The sequence below is a fragment of the Bacillus sp. N5-665 genome, from assembly GCF_022637375.2.
GTDB lineage: Bacteria > Bacillota > Bacilli > Bacillales > Bacillaceae_G > Bacillus_A > Bacillus_A wiedmannii.
In genome coordinates this window covers 3136500-3152080 of sequence record NZ_CP093325.1, presented here as the reverse complement: position 1 = coordinate 3152080, position 15581 = coordinate 3136500, and the positions used below count along the sequence as shown (strand labels likewise).

General features: G+C 34.6%; 15 protein-coding genes. 10 read left to right on the top strand and 5 right to left on the bottom strand.

Going from position 1 to position 15581, the window contains the following annotated elements:
* The first annotated feature begins 187 nt into the window (after positions 1-187).
* The gene (locus MNO09_RS18780; protein WP_000135308.1) at positions 188-925 is read left to right on the top strand and encodes an N-acetylmuramoyl-L-alanine amidase; all 738 of its coding nucleotides are present in this window, start codon (positions 188-190) and stop codon (positions 923-925) included.
* Between the two features lie 221 nt (positions 926-1146).
* On the opposite strand, the gene MNO09_RS18775 is transcribed toward MNO09_RS18780, so the two are convergent.
* The gene (locus MNO09_RS18775; protein WP_001121295.1) at positions 1147-1731 is read right to left on the bottom strand and encodes a LysE family transporter; all 585 of its coding nucleotides are present in this window, start codon (positions 1729-1731) and stop codon (positions 1147-1149) included.
* Between the two features lie 59 nt (positions 1732-1790).
* Here MNO09_RS18775 and MNO09_RS18770 point away from each other — a divergent pair, with 59 nt between their 5' ends.
* Positions 1791-2405, top strand: coding sequence for a helix-turn-helix domain-containing protein (locus MNO09_RS18770; RefSeq protein ID WP_098656909.1), 615 nt, complete (start codon positions 1791-1793; stop codon positions 2403-2405).
* 407 nt (positions 2406-2812) lie between these two features.
* Here MNO09_RS18770 and MNO09_RS18765 read toward each other — a convergent pair whose 3' ends face one another.
* Entirely contained in the window at positions 2813-3580 is a 768-nt protein-coding gene (locus MNO09_RS18765) for a BclA C-terminal domain-containing protein (RefSeq protein ID WP_241950041.1), read from the bottom strand.
* Between the two features lie 210 nt (positions 3581-3790).
* On the opposite strand from MNO09_RS18765, the gene MNO09_RS18760 reads away from it, so the two are divergent.
* A complete protein-coding gene (locus MNO09_RS18760) occupies positions 3791-4792 on the top strand; it encodes a DUF4183 domain-containing protein (RefSeq protein ID WP_241950040.1) in 1002 nt (333 codons plus the stop codon).
* Positions 4793-4852: 60 nt separating this feature from the next.
* Here the strand turns inward: MNO09_RS18760 and MNO09_RS18755 are convergent, their stop codons facing one another.
* Complete coding sequence (locus MNO09_RS18755; protein ID WP_001121646.1) at positions 4853-5143, bottom strand: DUF4183 domain-containing protein; 291 nt, start codon at positions 5141-5143, stop codon at positions 4853-4855.
* 452 nt (positions 5144-5595) lie between these two features.
* Between MNO09_RS18755 and MNO09_RS18750 the strand changes: the two genes are divergently transcribed.
* Positions 5596-6885 carry an exosporium glycoprotein BclB-related protein gene (locus MNO09_RS18750; RefSeq protein ID WP_088107161.1) on the top strand — a complete coding sequence of 430 codons (1290 nt, stop codon included), beginning with the start codon at positions 5596-5598 and terminating at the stop codon, positions 6883-6885.
* 578 nt (positions 6886-7463) lie between these two features.
* Here MNO09_RS18750 and MNO09_RS18745 read toward each other — a convergent pair.
* A complete protein-coding gene (locus MNO09_RS18745; RefSeq protein ID WP_078183200.1) occupies positions 7464-8096 on the bottom strand; it encodes a cupin domain-containing protein in 633 nt (210 codons plus the stop codon).
* Positions 8097-8321: 225 nt separating this feature from the next.
* Between MNO09_RS18745 and MNO09_RS18740 the strand changes: the two genes are divergently transcribed.
* The 3 genes from MNO09_RS18740 to MNO09_RS18730 all read left to right on the top strand — a co-directional run bounded on the left by MNO09_RS18740 (position 8322) and on the right by MNO09_RS18730 (position 12177).
* A complete protein-coding gene (locus tag MNO09_RS18740; protein ID WP_078183218.1) occupies positions 8322-9854 on the top strand; it encodes an SMI1/KNR4 family protein in 1533 nt (510 codons plus the stop codon).
* A 165-nt stretch (positions 9855-10019) separates the two neighbouring features.
* Positions 10020-11330, top strand: a complete 1311-nt coding sequence (locus MNO09_RS18735; RefSeq protein ID WP_000680073.1) for a phytoene desaturase family protein — start codon at positions 10020-10022, stop codon at positions 11328-11330.
* A complete protein-coding gene (locus MNO09_RS18730; RefSeq protein WP_000447164.1) occupies positions 11308-12177 on the top strand; it encodes a sigma-70 family RNA polymerase sigma factor in 870 nt (289 codons plus the stop codon). Before MNO09_RS18735 ends, MNO09_RS18730 begins: the two co-directional genes overlap by 23 nt.
* A gap of 35 nt (positions 12178-12212) precedes the next feature.
* On the opposite strand, the gene MNO09_RS18725 is transcribed toward MNO09_RS18730, so the two are convergent.
* The gene (locus MNO09_RS18725; protein ID WP_001100982.1) at positions 12213-12371 is read right to left on the bottom strand and encodes a hypothetical protein; all 159 of its coding nucleotides are present in this window, start codon (positions 12369-12371) and stop codon (positions 12213-12215) included.
* Positions 12372-12682: 311 nt separating this feature from the next.
* On the opposite strand from MNO09_RS18725, the gene MNO09_RS18720 reads away from it, so the two are divergent.
* From MNO09_RS18720 to MNO09_RS18710, 3 genes are all read left to right on the top strand, one after another.
* Positions 12683-13267, top strand: a complete 585-nt coding sequence (locus MNO09_RS18720; RefSeq protein WP_088107170.1) for an O-methyltransferase — start codon at positions 12683-12685, stop codon at positions 13265-13267.
* Between the two features lie 314 nt (positions 13268-13581).
* A complete protein-coding gene (locus MNO09_RS18715; protein WP_000137410.1) occupies positions 13582-14694 on the top strand; it encodes a toxic anion resistance protein in 1113 nt (370 codons plus the stop codon).
* A gap of 24 nt (positions 14695-14718) precedes the next feature.
* The gene (locus MNO09_RS18710; protein WP_000008384.1) at positions 14719-15552 is read left to right on the top strand and encodes a DUF3974 domain-containing protein; all 834 of its coding nucleotides are present in this window, start codon (positions 14719-14721) and stop codon (positions 15550-15552) included.
* Positions 15553-15581 lie beyond the last annotated feature (29 nt).

Sequence of the window (15581 nt, the reverse complement as noted above, 5' to 3'; positions counted from 1 at the left end):
TGAAATAAATAGTTTAAATGCGTAAAAACCGCAACTAAAAAATATTAGTTGTGGTTTTTATTTATGAGTCCTTTGTTTTAGAAAATAGATTAGTGCCCTTATTATTGTTTGCTGGAGCTTTACTGGATATTTGACCGGACAATAAGACGAGCTTTGAATATATTAATAAAAAAGGGGATGTTGAACAATGGCTAGATATAGTTTACATGGAGGTCATAATAGTATTGTACAGGGTGCAAATTATGGGAATCGGAAAGAACATATTATGGATCGCCAAGTTAAGGATGCAGTTGTTGCTAAATTAAGAGCATTAGGGCATACAGTTTATGATGATACTGATGAAGTAGGGACAACACAAGCGCAAAATTTAAATAACATTGTATCTAAAACAAACTCACATGATGTAGACTTAGTAGTTTCATTTCATTTAAACTCATATGATACGAATGCTAATGGTGTTGAAGTACTGTATTATGACCAACAAGCTTTATCAGCAAAGATAGCAGCGCAACTTTCAAAAGATATTGGCTGGTCAAATCGTGGCGCGAAGGAGCGAAAAGACCTTTATGTATTAGCGAATACGAAAGCACCTGCAATCTTAATTGAACTTGGATTTATCGATAATGAAGCAGATATGTCAAAATGGAATCCAGATAAGATTGCAAATTCAATTGTTTATGCGTTAACAGGGCAATCTGGTGGGACAACTCCGCCATCAAAACAAAATATTATCCAATCAGGCGCTTTCTCACCGTATGAAGTTCCTGAAGCTATGCAAGCTTTAAATTCAGTTAAAATGACAGCTAAATTTATTTTACAGCCTGATGGATTAACATATTTTATTTCCGATCCAACATCAGATACGCAATTAAATGGTATGACAGGTTGGCTTGATCGTAAAGGTTGGTGGTATGAAGTTAAGTAAAGAGTTTAATTTGAGGAACAGTACGTTTAAAAAATAATTGGCGCCAAAAAGAGGATAACTTTTAATGAGTAATCCTCTTTTTAAAATTTTTATCCGAATGAATAAGAATATATACAAGACACCGCCCTAAAACTAAATAAGTGATGTATGGAGCGGAGGATTCATTGGGCATCTCAGCTATATTTTTAAAATATACTATCAAAAAAATTTAGAATTTGAATTTAATTGACTACAATTGAAAAAGCACTAAAAACTAATAAAGCGGCCATAATGATGTTAAAAGATTTAGTATGTTTTAATAAAAGTTTTTGGAACATGGAACCAAATAAGCTCCAACTAAATGTACTCATTAACCCAACTACACCTAGAAATAATGAGAAGAGTAGAAAACTTGAATATGAATTATAGTAAGGGAGAATAAAAGTTGACACTACAGTTAGGCCGAATAGTATCCCTTTAGGGTTAACAAACTGAAGAAAAATCCCCACTGTAAATAAGTTTTTATTATGTTTTTCATCAGGATCTGTACTAGTTTTACTAGTGAGTATTTTAAATGCTAAATATAGCATATATGCTACACCTAAAATTTTTAAAGGGAATTCGATTATGGGTAGGATATTAATTAGTACAATATTAAAGAAGCTACATAAGGAAGTGAGGATGAAAAACCCGAAAGCTACTCCAAAACAAAATTGCATACTCCTTTTTAAACCATGTTGATTAGCGTATGTCATAGCTAAAAAATTGTTAGGACCGGGTGTGAAGCTACTTATAAAAACAAATAACAAAAAAGAAAATATAGGCATTTCAAAACCCCCTAATTATTTAGTGTGTGTTATAATGACCAAAAAGAACAATATAACGTGTGCTTTTTATTATACATAACGGTCGTTATATTGTATATAGTGTAGGAGTGTTTCTTATGGAAGAAATTCAACTTATTTTGGCGAAAAATTTAAAAACAATACGAGAGAAAGAGAAAATGAGTTTGGAAAAGGTCTCGCAATTAACAGGTGTGAGTAAAACGATGATTGGACAAATTGAACGAGGGGAGTCAAGTCCAACATTAACAACGATATGGAAAATTGCTAATGGTTTGAAAGTGTCTTTTACTTCTTTAATCAATAATCCGCAACCAGATACGAAAGTTGTTTTACGAAATGATGTTCAAGTATTATCAGAAGACAATGGGAGATATAAAGTGTATCCTTCTTTTCCTTTTCAAGATGATAGGAACTTTGAAATCTATACGGTTGAAATTGAAACAGAAGGAAAATTAAGTTCGGAAGGCCATAAAGAAGGGACCGAAGAATTTATAACGGTGTTTGAAGGGGAATTGATAATTGAAATAAATGATTGTCAATATACATTAAATAGCGGAGATGCAATTCGCTTTAAGGCGGATAGAACGCACTCTTATCATAATTCCGGAAGTACGCTAACTCGGTTAAGTATGACCATTTATTATCCAGCTGCATAAACTTACAATTGCATCAAGAATATAAAGAAATGTGTGTTGATAAACCATCTATAAGAGATGGTTTTATTTTTTAAAATTCATAAAAAAAGACACTCGTTTGAGTGTCGACATAGTATTGCTCTCGCGTATAGGATTGGATTATGTTTCTCAAATACGTTTTGAGATGGTTCGCATTTTGGGAAACTGTCTTCTTATTTAATGTAACATTGGCAGGGAGAAGTGTAAATTGATAATGTATATACGGAAAATTTAGTATAGATGGTTATTACTATGAGTATAGTACAAATTGTTTTTATTGCTTAATCACTGTCGTGAAATTATTGAAATATTATTAGCTTTAGGAATGACGTAATAGTTACTACTTTAGCAGCTAAGAATGTTTATTATAAAAAAGAATGAATCATTTATTAATCGATTCGTATAATTGTTAAAGAGGCACCTGTTGAACCACCTCCAACTAAATTAACTATGGATAATACGCCGAATATTTGAAGGGAAATTGTATTACCAGCAATTAAATTGGTTATTAAATTATTATTATAATTTGAAGTTGATATTGCGGGTGAAAAAATAGATCCGGGAAGTGGAGTCGAAGAGTTTAATAGTAGCCTTGTACCAGCAAGTAGAGAAGTTGTTGTATTAATTTGATAGGTTAAATAATATCTTCCAGTAACAGGAATTGTATATATATCATTTGTAGCGTTCACTGTAAAATTACCGAGACTTTGGTTATTAGAAAGTGGAATATTAGTTCCACCTAATATGACTGAGATGGGACCACCTAATGTATTATTAGCGAACATAGAGTTTGTTGTAATAATGGGTCCAGTAATGCCTGTGGGTCCAGTAATGCCTGTGGGTCCAGTAATACCTGTGGGTCCAGTAATGCCTGTGGGTCCAGTAATGCCTGTGGGTCCAGTAATACCTGTGGGTCCAGTAATGCCTGTGGGTCCAGTAATGCCTGTGGGTCCAGTAATGCCTGTGGGTCCAGTAATACCTGTGGGCCCAGTAATGCCTGTGAGCCCAGTAATACCTGTGGGTCCAGTAATGCCTGTAGGACCGGTATTACCTGTGGGCCCAGTAGGACCTGTAAGTCTGTATGGAAGAATAATTTCAAGAGCCAGTGATAATAGTTCTTTTTTCATTTTTTCATTCTTATCTTGAATATAAATCACCTCATTTTTAAATTAGAACGTAACCGATTTAGTATTTTGAAATGGAACTATCATTTTATTATATTATTACTACTAGTTATAGCAACGGTAAAAAGTTTACTATATGTAAAAATCATTTGAGAATGAAAAAAGTAGTTATGGAATTCTTCTAAAATGATAGATGTATTATTTTGTTAAGTAGTAAACAAAAATGTGGAACGAGGTATTAAAGTGAAGCGAGATGATAAATCATCAATAAATAAAGCTATGATAGAACCTGAAAACATTGGACCTACGTTTCCAGTTCTTCCCCCAATTTATATTCCAACGGGAATGACCGGTCCGACGGGTCCGACGGGTCCAACGGGTTTAACAGGATCACCGGGAGTAACAGGTGCGACTGGTTTAACGGGGTCACCGGGAGTAACAGGTGCGACTGGTTTAACAGGATCACCGGGAGTAACAGGTGCGACTGGTTTAACAGGATCACCGGGAGTAACAGGTGCGACTGGTTTAACGGGGTCACCGGGAGTAACAGGTGCGACTGGTTTAACAGGATCACCGGGAGTAACAGGTGCGACTGGTTTAACGGGGTCACCGGGAGTAACAGGTGCGACTGGTTTAACAGGATCACCGGGAGTAACAGGTGCGACTGGTTTAACAGGATCACCGGGAGTAACAGGTGCGACTGGTTTAACGGGGTCACCGGGAGTAACAGGTGCGACTGGTTTAACAGGATCACCGGGAGTAACAGGTGCGACTGGTTTAACAGGATCACCGGGAGTAACAGGTGCGACTGGTTTAACAGGATCACCGGGAGTAACAGGTCCAACGGGAGTAACAGGAACACCAGGAGCAACAGGTCCAACGGGAGTAACAGGAACACCGGGAGCAACAGGTCCAACGGGAGTAACAGGAACACCGGGAGCAACAGGTTCAACGGGTTCAACGGGTCCAACGGGAGTTATTGGTCCCATAACAACAACTAATTTATTATTTTACACTTTTTCAGATGGAGAAAAACTTATATATACAGATTCAGATGGGATAGCTCAATATGGTACAACACACATATTACCTCCTGATGAGGTTTCCTATATTAATTTGTTTATTAATGGAATACTTCAACCACAACCATTATATCTGGTTAGTAATGGTCAGCTAACTTTATTGGATAATCAACCACCTACGCAAGGTTCTTCAATTATTTTGCAATTCATCATTATTAATTAAAAAAGACAGATTCTTAAATAAAAAGAATCTGTCTTTTTGTTCTACATTAAAGTAGTTAAACTAAGTGACGATAAATTCAATTGTAATTGGAATTCCGCCGTCTAATGCATCTCCGCCAGGAATTGTAATAGCACCAGTAGGTCCAGTAGTAATACTGGAGTTCACACTAGGTTGAAGAATGCCGTTTACATAAAAGTTGTAATACGTAAAAGTCGGAAAAGCAGTTGCAGTAGTACCAGCATCGTTTAAACAAGCTGTAGCAGCAATTGCAAAAGCTGCACCTGTTCCTGTTCCAGCTCCTAGTGTAGATGTAAATCTTCTAGATGCCATAAATGGTTGGATGATTGGCAATTAATTCTCACCTCCTAAATTATTTTTTGAACGAATTATAGAATAACTTGTCCGATATATTGTATGAGAGTTTTCTATAATAGAAACGGCTTCTTAATTATTGAGAGAACATAATTTTAGTAAAGATATTGTTACTTATCTGAAAAGATGGTGTTGTTACTTGTTGGTTATATGCAAATGCTTAGTTTTAATATTTAAATTAAAATGTGCTTTTGGACCTAAGAGATAAACGTGGAAAATTAAAATAAACTCTTAAGTTTAGGTGTTTAATCTAAGCAGTCAATTATTAAAAACATATAATTAATATGTGAGTCATGAACATAATTAAATATCGTTTTTTCAGTTTAATTATAATTCATGTTTCCTATTTTAAGTGACTGAAACCTATACGCAATTTTATAGTTTTTATAATAGGAAAACACTCAAATATAAGATAAGTAAGGAGGAAATAAATGTCACATAACAATTGTTTTGGTCATAACAACTGCAATAATCCGATTGTTTTCACTCCAGATTGTTGTAACAATCCACAAACGGTTCCAATTACTAGCGAACAATTAGGAAGATTAATAACTTTACTAAACTCTTTAATTGCGGCTATTGCAGCGTTTTTTGCAAATCCAAGTGATGCAAACAGATTAGCTTTACTCAATTTGTTTACTCAACTATTGAACTTACTAAATGAATTAGCACCTTCTCCAGAAGGGAATTTCTTAAAACAATTAATTCAAAGTATTATTAACTTACTACAATCTCCTAACCCAGACCTAGGTCAATTACTTTCTTTATTACAACAATTCTTCAGTGCTCTTGCACCATTCTTCTTCTCTTTAATTATTGATCCTGCAAGCTTACAACTTCTATTAAACTTATTAGTTCAACTAATTGGTGCTACTCCAGGAGGTGGCCCAACAGGTCCAACAGGTCCAACAGGTCCAGGAGGCGGAGCAACAGGAGCAACAGGGGCAACGGGAGCAACAGGCCCGACAGGAGCGACAGGAGCAGGTGTAACAGGCCCAACGGGAGACACAGGAGCAACAGGAGCGACAGGCCCAACAGGTCCAACGGGAGACACAGGAGTAGCAGGCCCAACAGGTCCAACGGGAGACACAGGAGCAACAGGAGCGACAGGCCCAACAGGAGACACAGGCCCGACAGGAGCAACAGGCCCAACAGGTCCAACGGGAGACACAGGTCCAACAGGAGCAACGGGAGCAACAGGATTAACAGGAGCAACTGGTGCAACAGGTGGCGGAGCTATTATTCCATTCGCTTCAGGTACAACACCATCTGCGTTAGTTAACGCATTAATAGCTAATACAGGAACTCTTCTTGGATTTGGATTTAGTCAGCCTGGCATAGCTTTAACGGGTGGAACAAGTATCACATTAGCGTTAGGTATAGGTGATTATGCATTTGTAGCACCACGTGCAGGAACTATTACGTCATTAGCAGGTTTCTTTAGTGCAACAGCTGCATTAGCTCCATTATCACCTGTTCAAGTGCAGATACAAATATTAACTGCACCAGCAGCGAGTAATACGTTTACAGTACAGGGCGCACCTTTATTATTAGCACCAGCATTTGCTGTAATAGCGATTGGTGCTACAGCATCGGGAATCATTCCTGAAGCTATTCCAGTAGCTGCTGGAGATAAAATACTGTTATATGTTTCATTAACAGCAGCAAGTCCAATAGCTGCAGTTGCTGGATTTGTAAGTGCAGGTATTAATATCGAATAACTTGTGGTAATGTATTCTGTATATAGCCCTTCCTAATTTTATTAGGAAGGGCTATATTTTATGGGAAGATAGGTGGTAAATCAAAATGTATGATTTATACTTTATTATTTATGGAATAAGTTAAATGGTTTGAAAAAATTACCTATAAATAAAAAAGATGAATTCTATTAAAAATAGAATTCATCCATTTCATAAATGGTATACAAGGGAAGAAAGTTATTTATCGTGAGCGTTGAAATGTTATAGTTCAAATTAGTAATAAACTATTTGTTTTTATTACAGTTACATCCTTTTTTCTTTACATAGCCTTGCTCGGCTAAATCTCTTTGTGATTGGGAATTGGAAGATTGAGAATTCGAAGACTGAGAGGATGCTGATGAACTACTATTTTTATTATTAGAGTAGTTTTTTCGATAGTTATAATTACTCATAGTACTATCACCTCCAATTAGATATATAAATATTATATGTATGTACTCTATTAATTGTTACGAAAAAAATAGGAATGGTGGATATACAATAAAAAATCTCCTACGTATTTTCCGAGGAGATCAATAATTGTCTATTAATGAAATAAATTAATATCCCCAGTAAAGAGGGAAATAGTATGAATCTTGGTAATATAAATTTTGTTGTGGATTAGGAGGATGAGTTGGTGGGTTTATCATTCCTCGGTTTTTATTACAGTTTGCTGGGGGACCAATTACTGTAGTGGATTGAATAGGGGATACCGCTTGTTTCCATTGTTGTTCATCGAGACAGTAAGTATGAGCTATCATATTAGCGGGAGTTAATCTTAAAATATCAGAACCAAAAATAACTTCTGGGGTTGGGGCATCGAAAATAGCTAATAAATGAGTACCATCTGCTGTAGCAATTTCATAATGCCACCACGCTTGTGGAATGTTGGCAACTTGCCCTGGTTTTATCGGTAAGTTTAATATTTGGTTTGTAAAAGGATTAAGTAAGGAAACAACAGCAGATCCTGAAATACAGTAAACAAGTTCAGCTGCATTTTGATGAATATGCGGCTCTATAACATTTCCTGTACTTAAATAGATATCTAATAAAGAAGTATTTTCTAACGTATTTAATTGTTTCATGCCAAGTACGTTTATATAATTTTGGGCATTTTTCTTAAAAAAATTACTTTTACTTAAATCATGGGTGAAATTAGTTGAGGGGGAAGTGTAGTCGATACTAGCAGTCATTTGTATTACCTGCCTTTCTTATATTTTCATGCAATTTGAATTTAGGATATGAGTCTAGTTATTGAAATGTGAAAGCGTTGCTGCTCTTCGTTTGTAAAGTGATAAAATTGTTCGTTTGAATGCACTATAATTACAAGAGTTTCATTGCGAAAAATGGTGCTATTAATTACAATTAATGTAAAAGATAGCGCTTTTTTAATTTGGAGTACAAGGGGAGTGCAGAAAATGAACCATAATATTTTAAAAGAGTTGGAAGTTGAATTAACAAATTACTTTCAACCGTTTTTGAATGCACCTGCAACAATAGAAGAAATTCAATATGCCGAAAGTGAAATGGGAATTTCGTTTCCAGATGAATTACGTAATCTTTATCTCGCACATAACGGTGAGGATAAATCAGGACCAGGGTTATTTTTTGGTTTGCCATTTCTCTCGTTAGATGAAGTTTTGGATGAGTGGAGAATATGGAAAAGAATTGAAGAGGATGATTTTTTTAATTTTGATGCATTTTCAATACCAACAGAATGGATTAAGGAAAGATATGTGAATCACAATTGGATACCTATTAGTAAAGATTATGGCGGTAACAATATAGGAATAGATGTTGATCCGGATGAAAAGGGGGAAATGGGACAAGTAATTAATTTTGGAAGAGATGAAGAAGTGAAATACGTAATTGCAAATAGAATTTCAGATTTATTACTATTTATTTTACAAACGCTAAAAAGTAAAAATTTCACCATTCATCAAGAGGAAGATTATATATATTGGAGTTATGGTGCTAACGATAATATACATTTTTTAGACGCTTTATTTAATATTGAATTACCTGTTTTACATCCTCAATTTATATTTCAATCTGAAAATAACGTGAAAGATTGGTACGATAGTTTAGATGAGAATTGGAGAAATATAGTGGGTGCATCTGAACGTGCAGACAGGTTTATTAGAGAGAAGAGATTATATTTAGGTGGAAAAGGGTTAGTAGATATTAGTCCATTACAGATTTGTACAGAAGTGAGAGAACTAATTTTATCCGGAAATGAAATTCGAGATTTAGCAGGATTAGAACGAATGAATTCTTTAAAGAAGTTATATTTAGTTAATAATCCGGTTCAAGATTTAACGCCAATCATACATCTAAAACACTTACAAGAAATGAATATAAAGAATACGAAGATAAATAATTTATCGGAACTTGTAGAAATGTCATCATTAAAAAAATTAAATATTTCACATACTAGTATTCAAGATTTTTCGTTGCTACCGCGGTTTCAAAAATTAGAATCGCTTTCTGTACATATTTCAAATCGTGAGCAGCTCTATGCGATTTCGAAATTAGATAATTTAAAGCATTTATATATTTTAGGTTTAGAGAATGTTAGTGAATTGGATTTACTTGTTTTGCAAAATTTAAATAAGTTAATCACAATTGAATTTGAAAATAGCGACATCGCTAATTTATATTGCTTTCGACACAATGCGTCAATTCAAAATATAAAGTTGACAGATGCAAAGGTAAAAGATGTATCGGCATTAGGTAAAATGAAAGGGCTAAAGGAATTAGAATTAGATGGCGCAACAATTGATAACCTTGAAACGGTTTGTTGTTCTCGATCATTAGAAATATTTACAGGATCGTTTGAACAATTTTATATGTTAAAAGACTCATTTGATAGGAAAATAGATTTTTCAAAAATAATAGGAGGGATGTCTGAAGAAGAAAGAGAAATTTGGCACCAGCATGTAATTGATTAGAAAATAACATTATTATGTAAATAAGTTTGTTTGTAGAAGGTGTAACTGTTTGACAGTTGATACTGCAATAAAGTGGTTAGATGAAATAAATTATGTGTAACTGAATGTCACATCCCCCCTTAATCGTTCGTCTTGTATGTAGAACGTATAAGGAGGGATTTTGTTATGAAACATTTTGATGTAGCAATTGTTGGTGGTGGGCTTGCTGGATTAACAGCATCTATATATTTAGCGAAAGCTGGAAGGAAAGTTATTGTATTAGAAAAGTCCAGTCACTTCGGTGGTCGAGGGATGACAATAAATAAAAACGGCATTTGTATGAATCTTGGTGCACATGCTCTATATAGAGGTGGAGAAGCGTTTTTAGCTTTTAATGAGCTAGGAGTAAATCTTCCAGGTGAAATCCCATCTACAAAAGCACATGGAATATGGAAAGGGGATATTTATACCATTCCAACAGATTTTCGCTCCATTTTATCAACACCGTTACTTTCATGGTCTACAAAAGTACAGTTCGCTCGTCTTATGATTCATTTAGGAAACTTAGATGTAGGAAAAGTTCCGAAAATGAGCCTAACTACATGGGCAGAAAATGAAATTAAAGATCCAATGGTTCGAAATATATTTTATGCATTATGCCGAACAACAACATATACGTATGCTCCTACAATACAATTAGCATCTTCTGTACTAAAGCAAATACAGCTTTCTATGAAAGAAGGAGTACTTTATGTAGATGGCGGTTGGGAGACGATAATAACAAATTTAAGGAATATAGCAAGTACTAGTGGTGTGCAATTTCTGGCTAAAAAGCATGTTTTGAAAATACAGCATTGTGAAGGGAAACAAAGAATACAATGTTTTGACGATGAAGTATTTGAAGCAGGTGCAGTCATTGTAACAACTCCACCGAAAGAAGCTTGTAAAATTATAAAAGGTGCGGAAGGAACAAGTTTGCATAGATGGAGTGAACAATCAGTACCGGTTACCGTTGCTGCATTAGATATTGGTTTGAGACGATTACCCAATCCTACACATCAATTTGTATTAGGCTTAGATCAACCTATATTTTATACAAATCAATCGAGAGCAGCTAAATTAAGTGAAGACGGATCAATTGCAGTAAGTCTAATTAAGTATCATACCCCTGTGTTTGAGCTAAATCATATTCAAGATGATAAAGAACAGTTAGAAAATACGATGGAATTATTACATCCGAATTGGGAAAGGGAAGTTGTTGCACAGCAATATTTACCGAAAATAACGGTAGTATATGATTTTCCTCATATTGACCGTGTTGAAAAACCAGGCCCTAATATACCTGGAATGCCAGGTGTTTACGTTGCAGGAGATTGGTTAGGACATGATGAAATATTAGCTGATGCTGCGGTAGCAAGCGGAAAACGTGCAGCGTTACACATATTAAAGCAATCCGAAAGTGAGGCAATTCATCATGGAAACGGAGCAATTATATGAAACGTATCAATCATTATTATTTTCGTTAGCATATAGAATCCTTGGGAGTGTTATGGATGCTGAAGATATCGTCCATGACGTATTTATATCACTTAATAATATAGAGGACGTTCAATCTATAGAAAATATGAGAGCCTATTTATGTAAAATGGTAACAAATCGCTCAATTGACAAATTACGTTCGGCAGCACATAAACGGAACGTATATGTCGGAATGTGGTTGCCAGAGCCATTTGTGGAAGAGGTTGATGATCCATCAGAGTCATTTGTAATGAAAGAATCAATTTCTACGGCATATTTATTACTTTTACAACAATTGTCTGAGGTAGAGAGAGTTGTTTTCATATTAAGAGAGGTTTTCAGTTATGAATACGAAGAAATCGCTTCAATTGTAGATAAGAGTAATGCGAACTGCCGAAAAATCTTTCAACGTGCACGAAAAAGTATTTTGGATAAGCCGAAGCAGTCAACATTAAGTACGAAGAAGATGGCTGCCTATGTGGAGAAATTTGTATCATCATTGCAGTGTGGGGATGCGCAAGGCATGTTAGAAGTATTAAAAACAGATGCGATATTAAAAGCTGATGGTGGTGGTAAAGCTACAACTGCAATCCATCCAATCTATTCTGCAGATAGAATTATACGTTTATTCTTTGGAATTGGGAAGAAGTTCCCGGAAGAGTACAATGTTGATTATAAGATGGTAAATGGTGCCCCAGGTGTTATTGTTAAAGTAAATAATAAAGTGACTTATGTGCTTTCATTTACATTTGAAAATGAGAAAATCTCAAACATTTATATGATGGTTAATCCTGAAAAACTTATGCACTTAAATGTAACAGTATAAAAAAAGACGCATTTCTTTAGAAGTGCGTCTTTTTTTTATTTCTCTAACATTTCAAGAGGTACATCTTTTTCGCCTGCTACCTCAAATTTAATTTCCCCATCTTCTTCATAAATACGTGAAATAATCGGTATAGTAATCATTAATTTTTTATGCTCTTTGCGCTTTCGAGCAGCATCTAAGCTAATCACGTTCATTGTAAGCATCCTTTCTTCTAGAAATATATAAACAAAAGAAAATGCGTCCGGAAAGGGCGCTTAATTGAATTTGAAATACCGATTCATTTAATTGGGGTTTATATTTTTTAATAACTGCAATTGAATTAAAAATAGTATGAATGGAATAATTGCACGTAGAAATTAACTTTACCAAAAAACGAAACAATATGCTATAAAAAAATTCAAATCTTTGTCATATAACGAGAAAAAGGTTTTTGTTTCGCATATAATGAAAGTAGACGGGCAGCAAGAGCTTTTTCATCATATTGCTTTGGAAAGGCGATGAAAAAATGGATACGTTAGATTCATTATTATTTCAACTTGAACAATATGGAGAAGAGCATGATCGAAATAAAAAAACACGGGAAGAAAAGTTACGGAATATTACTCGTGAGATGGGGCAGTTTTTATCGATTTTAGTAAAAGGGTGTAGCGCAAAAAACATTTTAGAAATCGGAACTTCTAATGGCTATTCTACATTGTGGTTAGCTAATGCGGTAGAAGAAACAAATGGAAATGTAACAACTGTAGAGCTTTCTTCAGAACGAGTTGGAGAGGCACTTGTCAATTTTGAAAAGGCAAACCTTTTACAAAGGATTGATGTTCATAATCAAGAAGCAGGGGCATTTTTAGATGCGCAATTAGATCACTCATTTGATTTTATTTTCCTAGATTCAAAGCGTACGCAATACATGTGGTGGCTTGAGCATATAAAACGCATTTTACAACCAAAGGGTTTTCTTGTTGTTGATAACGCAACCTCTCATGCAAGCGAATTAGCCGAGTTTAGAAAAATGATTGAAGAAGATGAAATGTTTGAAACGGTCTTATTGGCATTTCAAAATGGAGCATTTGTAGCGCTTAAGAAGAGTTAGGATTGAGCGTAATATAATTATCACATTGAAAAAGGGTGTATGTCAAAAGATTGAGTACAGTAAGATGGGAAGGACGTAATTTATATACGTAACATACGAAGAATCCGCCTTCAGCATGTTGTTCTCTAGGTCTTAAGTCTGAGGAAAATAATGTTGAGAACAGGTATACTTATAGTAAGAAACAGGGAATGACTGCATAAACAGGCATTTCTAAAAAAATCGATTTCAAGCAGTTAGAATGTATATGAAATACGATATAATAGATGAAATATAGTGCATATAAATTCGCACATATAAATAAAGGAGCGATTTTGTTGACTGAACTCGAGAAAAAAGAACCTGTATCCATTGTGAAAGATAATAATGTAGAAGTAGTAGTAGATACAGTTATAAAAGATCAAGAATTAGAGGAACTGAATAAAGAAGCTGATCTTTATGTACAAAAATTAAATAGCGAGCAAAATACGGATTTATCAAAAGTATTGTCACAGCTAGGAGATTTAGGGGATAAAGAGCAACAAGCAGCAGGACAAACGTTATCAGCATTAAAACGTCCTGTAACAGCGATGATGAATGGAAAGAATGAAGAAATTCCAAATACATTGTTAGAATTACGCAAAGTGGTATCAGAGCTTGATCCGAATTCATTAAAAGCAAGTGGTATGAAGAAAATTATGTTTAAAGTATTCAAGAAAAATCCACTTGAAACATACGTGCATAAATATCAATCTATAGATAAACAAATTGAAGAGATTATAAGATCCCTTCTAATTGGTCGTGACAACTTACAAGAAGATACAGTTGGTCTTGAAATGCTTAAAGAACAATCGCACGATAAAATTCACGCTCTTGATAAACAAGTATACTTAGGAAGAAAACTCGCTGGTATGCTGGAAGCTGAGAAACAAAATCCAGAACGTCAAAGAGATATTCCATTAATTAACGATGCATTAGAAAAAATTCTAGTACGTACACGAAATATGCAGCAAGCGAAAAGTGTGCTATTACAATCTATCGCATCTGTAGACATTATTAAGAAAAATAATGAAAAGTTAACAGAGGCAATTCGTAATGCAATTACGATGACGCAAAACGTTGTAACAGTTTCAGCTGCTATCCAGCTAGCGTTAACAAATCAGCGTAAAACAATTGATGCAGTGAATGCGACAAATGAAGCAATTGAATCAATGGTATTAAGTAACTCACAAGCATTAAAACAAAATACAGAAGAAACAACAAAACTTCTTGAAAATCCTGCTATTAGCATGGATAAATTACGTGAATCATTCCAAAATGTATTTGCTGCGATTGAAGCTTCTGAGAAATCATCAGAACGTATTATCGAGTCAAGTAAGAAGTTTGTAATTGAATTAGACACATTTAATGATGAAATGAAACAAAAACTCATTCAGCGTCCAAGGAAATAACAGACTTTTAGAGGAGGTGAAAAAATGAGTTTTATTCAAACAGTATTAGTACTATTGGGTACATTGCTTTTAATCGCATTTACTGTCGTTGTTTTAGTTGTATATTTCGGACGTAAACTGTATTTTTCATGGACGAAACCATATAAAAGAGCACATGATTCTTTAGATAAGTTATCGAATAAATCATTACCGTTTCTACAAGAATTTACACAACACCCACTCTTTTATCGCTGGATTCGTACGGAAGGAAAGAAAGAACAATATACATTAAACACTCTTTTCTGTGCATCGGGTCAACGTACGAGAGAGCAAGTATTCTCAATGTTACCGAAAGAAAAACAGAAAAAAGTACATGTAATGGCGAAAACAACGAAAAAACTTACAAATGAAGATATTGATGTAGCGGCGATGAAAGTAAAAGATTTTTTAAGACAAGAAACGCAGCAAACAGTAAAACCATCAGACCTTTCGTTTTATAAATTGTATTTTTATGATCGATATCCAGATGCATTAAATACAATTCAAACGTATAAGCGCTCAATCAACCCTTCATTACAAAGAACGGTTGATGAAATTACAATTTCAGTATTAAATGCCTTGCCGTATTATCAGGAGCAGCGTATGTTTGAACAACAACATAAACTTGAAACGTTTTTAATGAAAGATTTAACAGCTATGCTATCGTTAGTCGTACAATTACCTCCTTCACAACGACCAGAAAAAGAAGAAGAATTAAAAATCTACTTGCAAAATTTCCAAAAAGAAATGGAAGTAGTCGAGCGAGATATTCGTGACTCGATTGATCACGATTTGAATGTGAAGATGAGAGCAGCGACTGAGAAGTTTAAGAATAAATAAAAAAAGCGCCTTAAAGCTATAGTGCTTAG

Bases quoted from the DNA above. Each gene is read 5' to 3' on its own strand.
- MNO09_RS18710 (WP_000008384.1), top strand. From the start codon at position 14,719: ATGAGTTTTATTCAAACAGTATTAGTACTATTGGGTACATTGCTTTTA.
- MNO09_RS18735 (WP_000680073.1), top strand. From the start codon at position 10,020: ATGAAACATTTTGATGTAGCAATTGTTGGTGGTGGGCTTGCTGGATTA.
- MNO09_RS18740 (WP_078183218.1), top strand. From the start codon at position 8,322: ATGAACCATAATATTTTAAAAGAGTTGGAAGTTGAATTAACAAATTAC.
- MNO09_RS18725 (WP_001100982.1), bottom strand. From the start codon at position 12,371: ATGAACGTGATTAGCTTAGATGCTGCTCGAAAGCGCAAAGAGCATAAA.
- MNO09_RS18720 (WP_088107170.1), top strand. From the start codon at position 12,683: ATGGATACGTTAGATTCATTATTATTTCAACTTGAACAATATGGAGAA.
- MNO09_RS18750 (WP_088107161.1), top strand. From the start codon at position 5,596: ATGTCACATAACAATTGTTTTGGTCATAACAACTGCAATAATCCGATT.
- MNO09_RS18775 (WP_001121295.1), bottom strand. From the start codon at position 1,731: ATGCCTATATTTTCTTTTTTGTTATTTGTTTTTATAAGTAGCTTCACA.
- MNO09_RS18745 (WP_078183200.1), bottom strand. From the start codon at position 8,096: ATGACTGCTAGTATCGACTACACTTCCCCCTCAACTAATTTCACCCAT.
- MNO09_RS18780 (WP_000135308.1), top strand. From the start codon at position 188: ATGGCTAGATATAGTTTACATGGAGGTCATAATAGTATTGTACAGGGT.
- MNO09_RS18730 (WP_000447164.1), top strand. From the start codon at position 11,308: ATGGAAACGGAGCAATTATATGAAACGTATCAATCATTATTATTTTCG.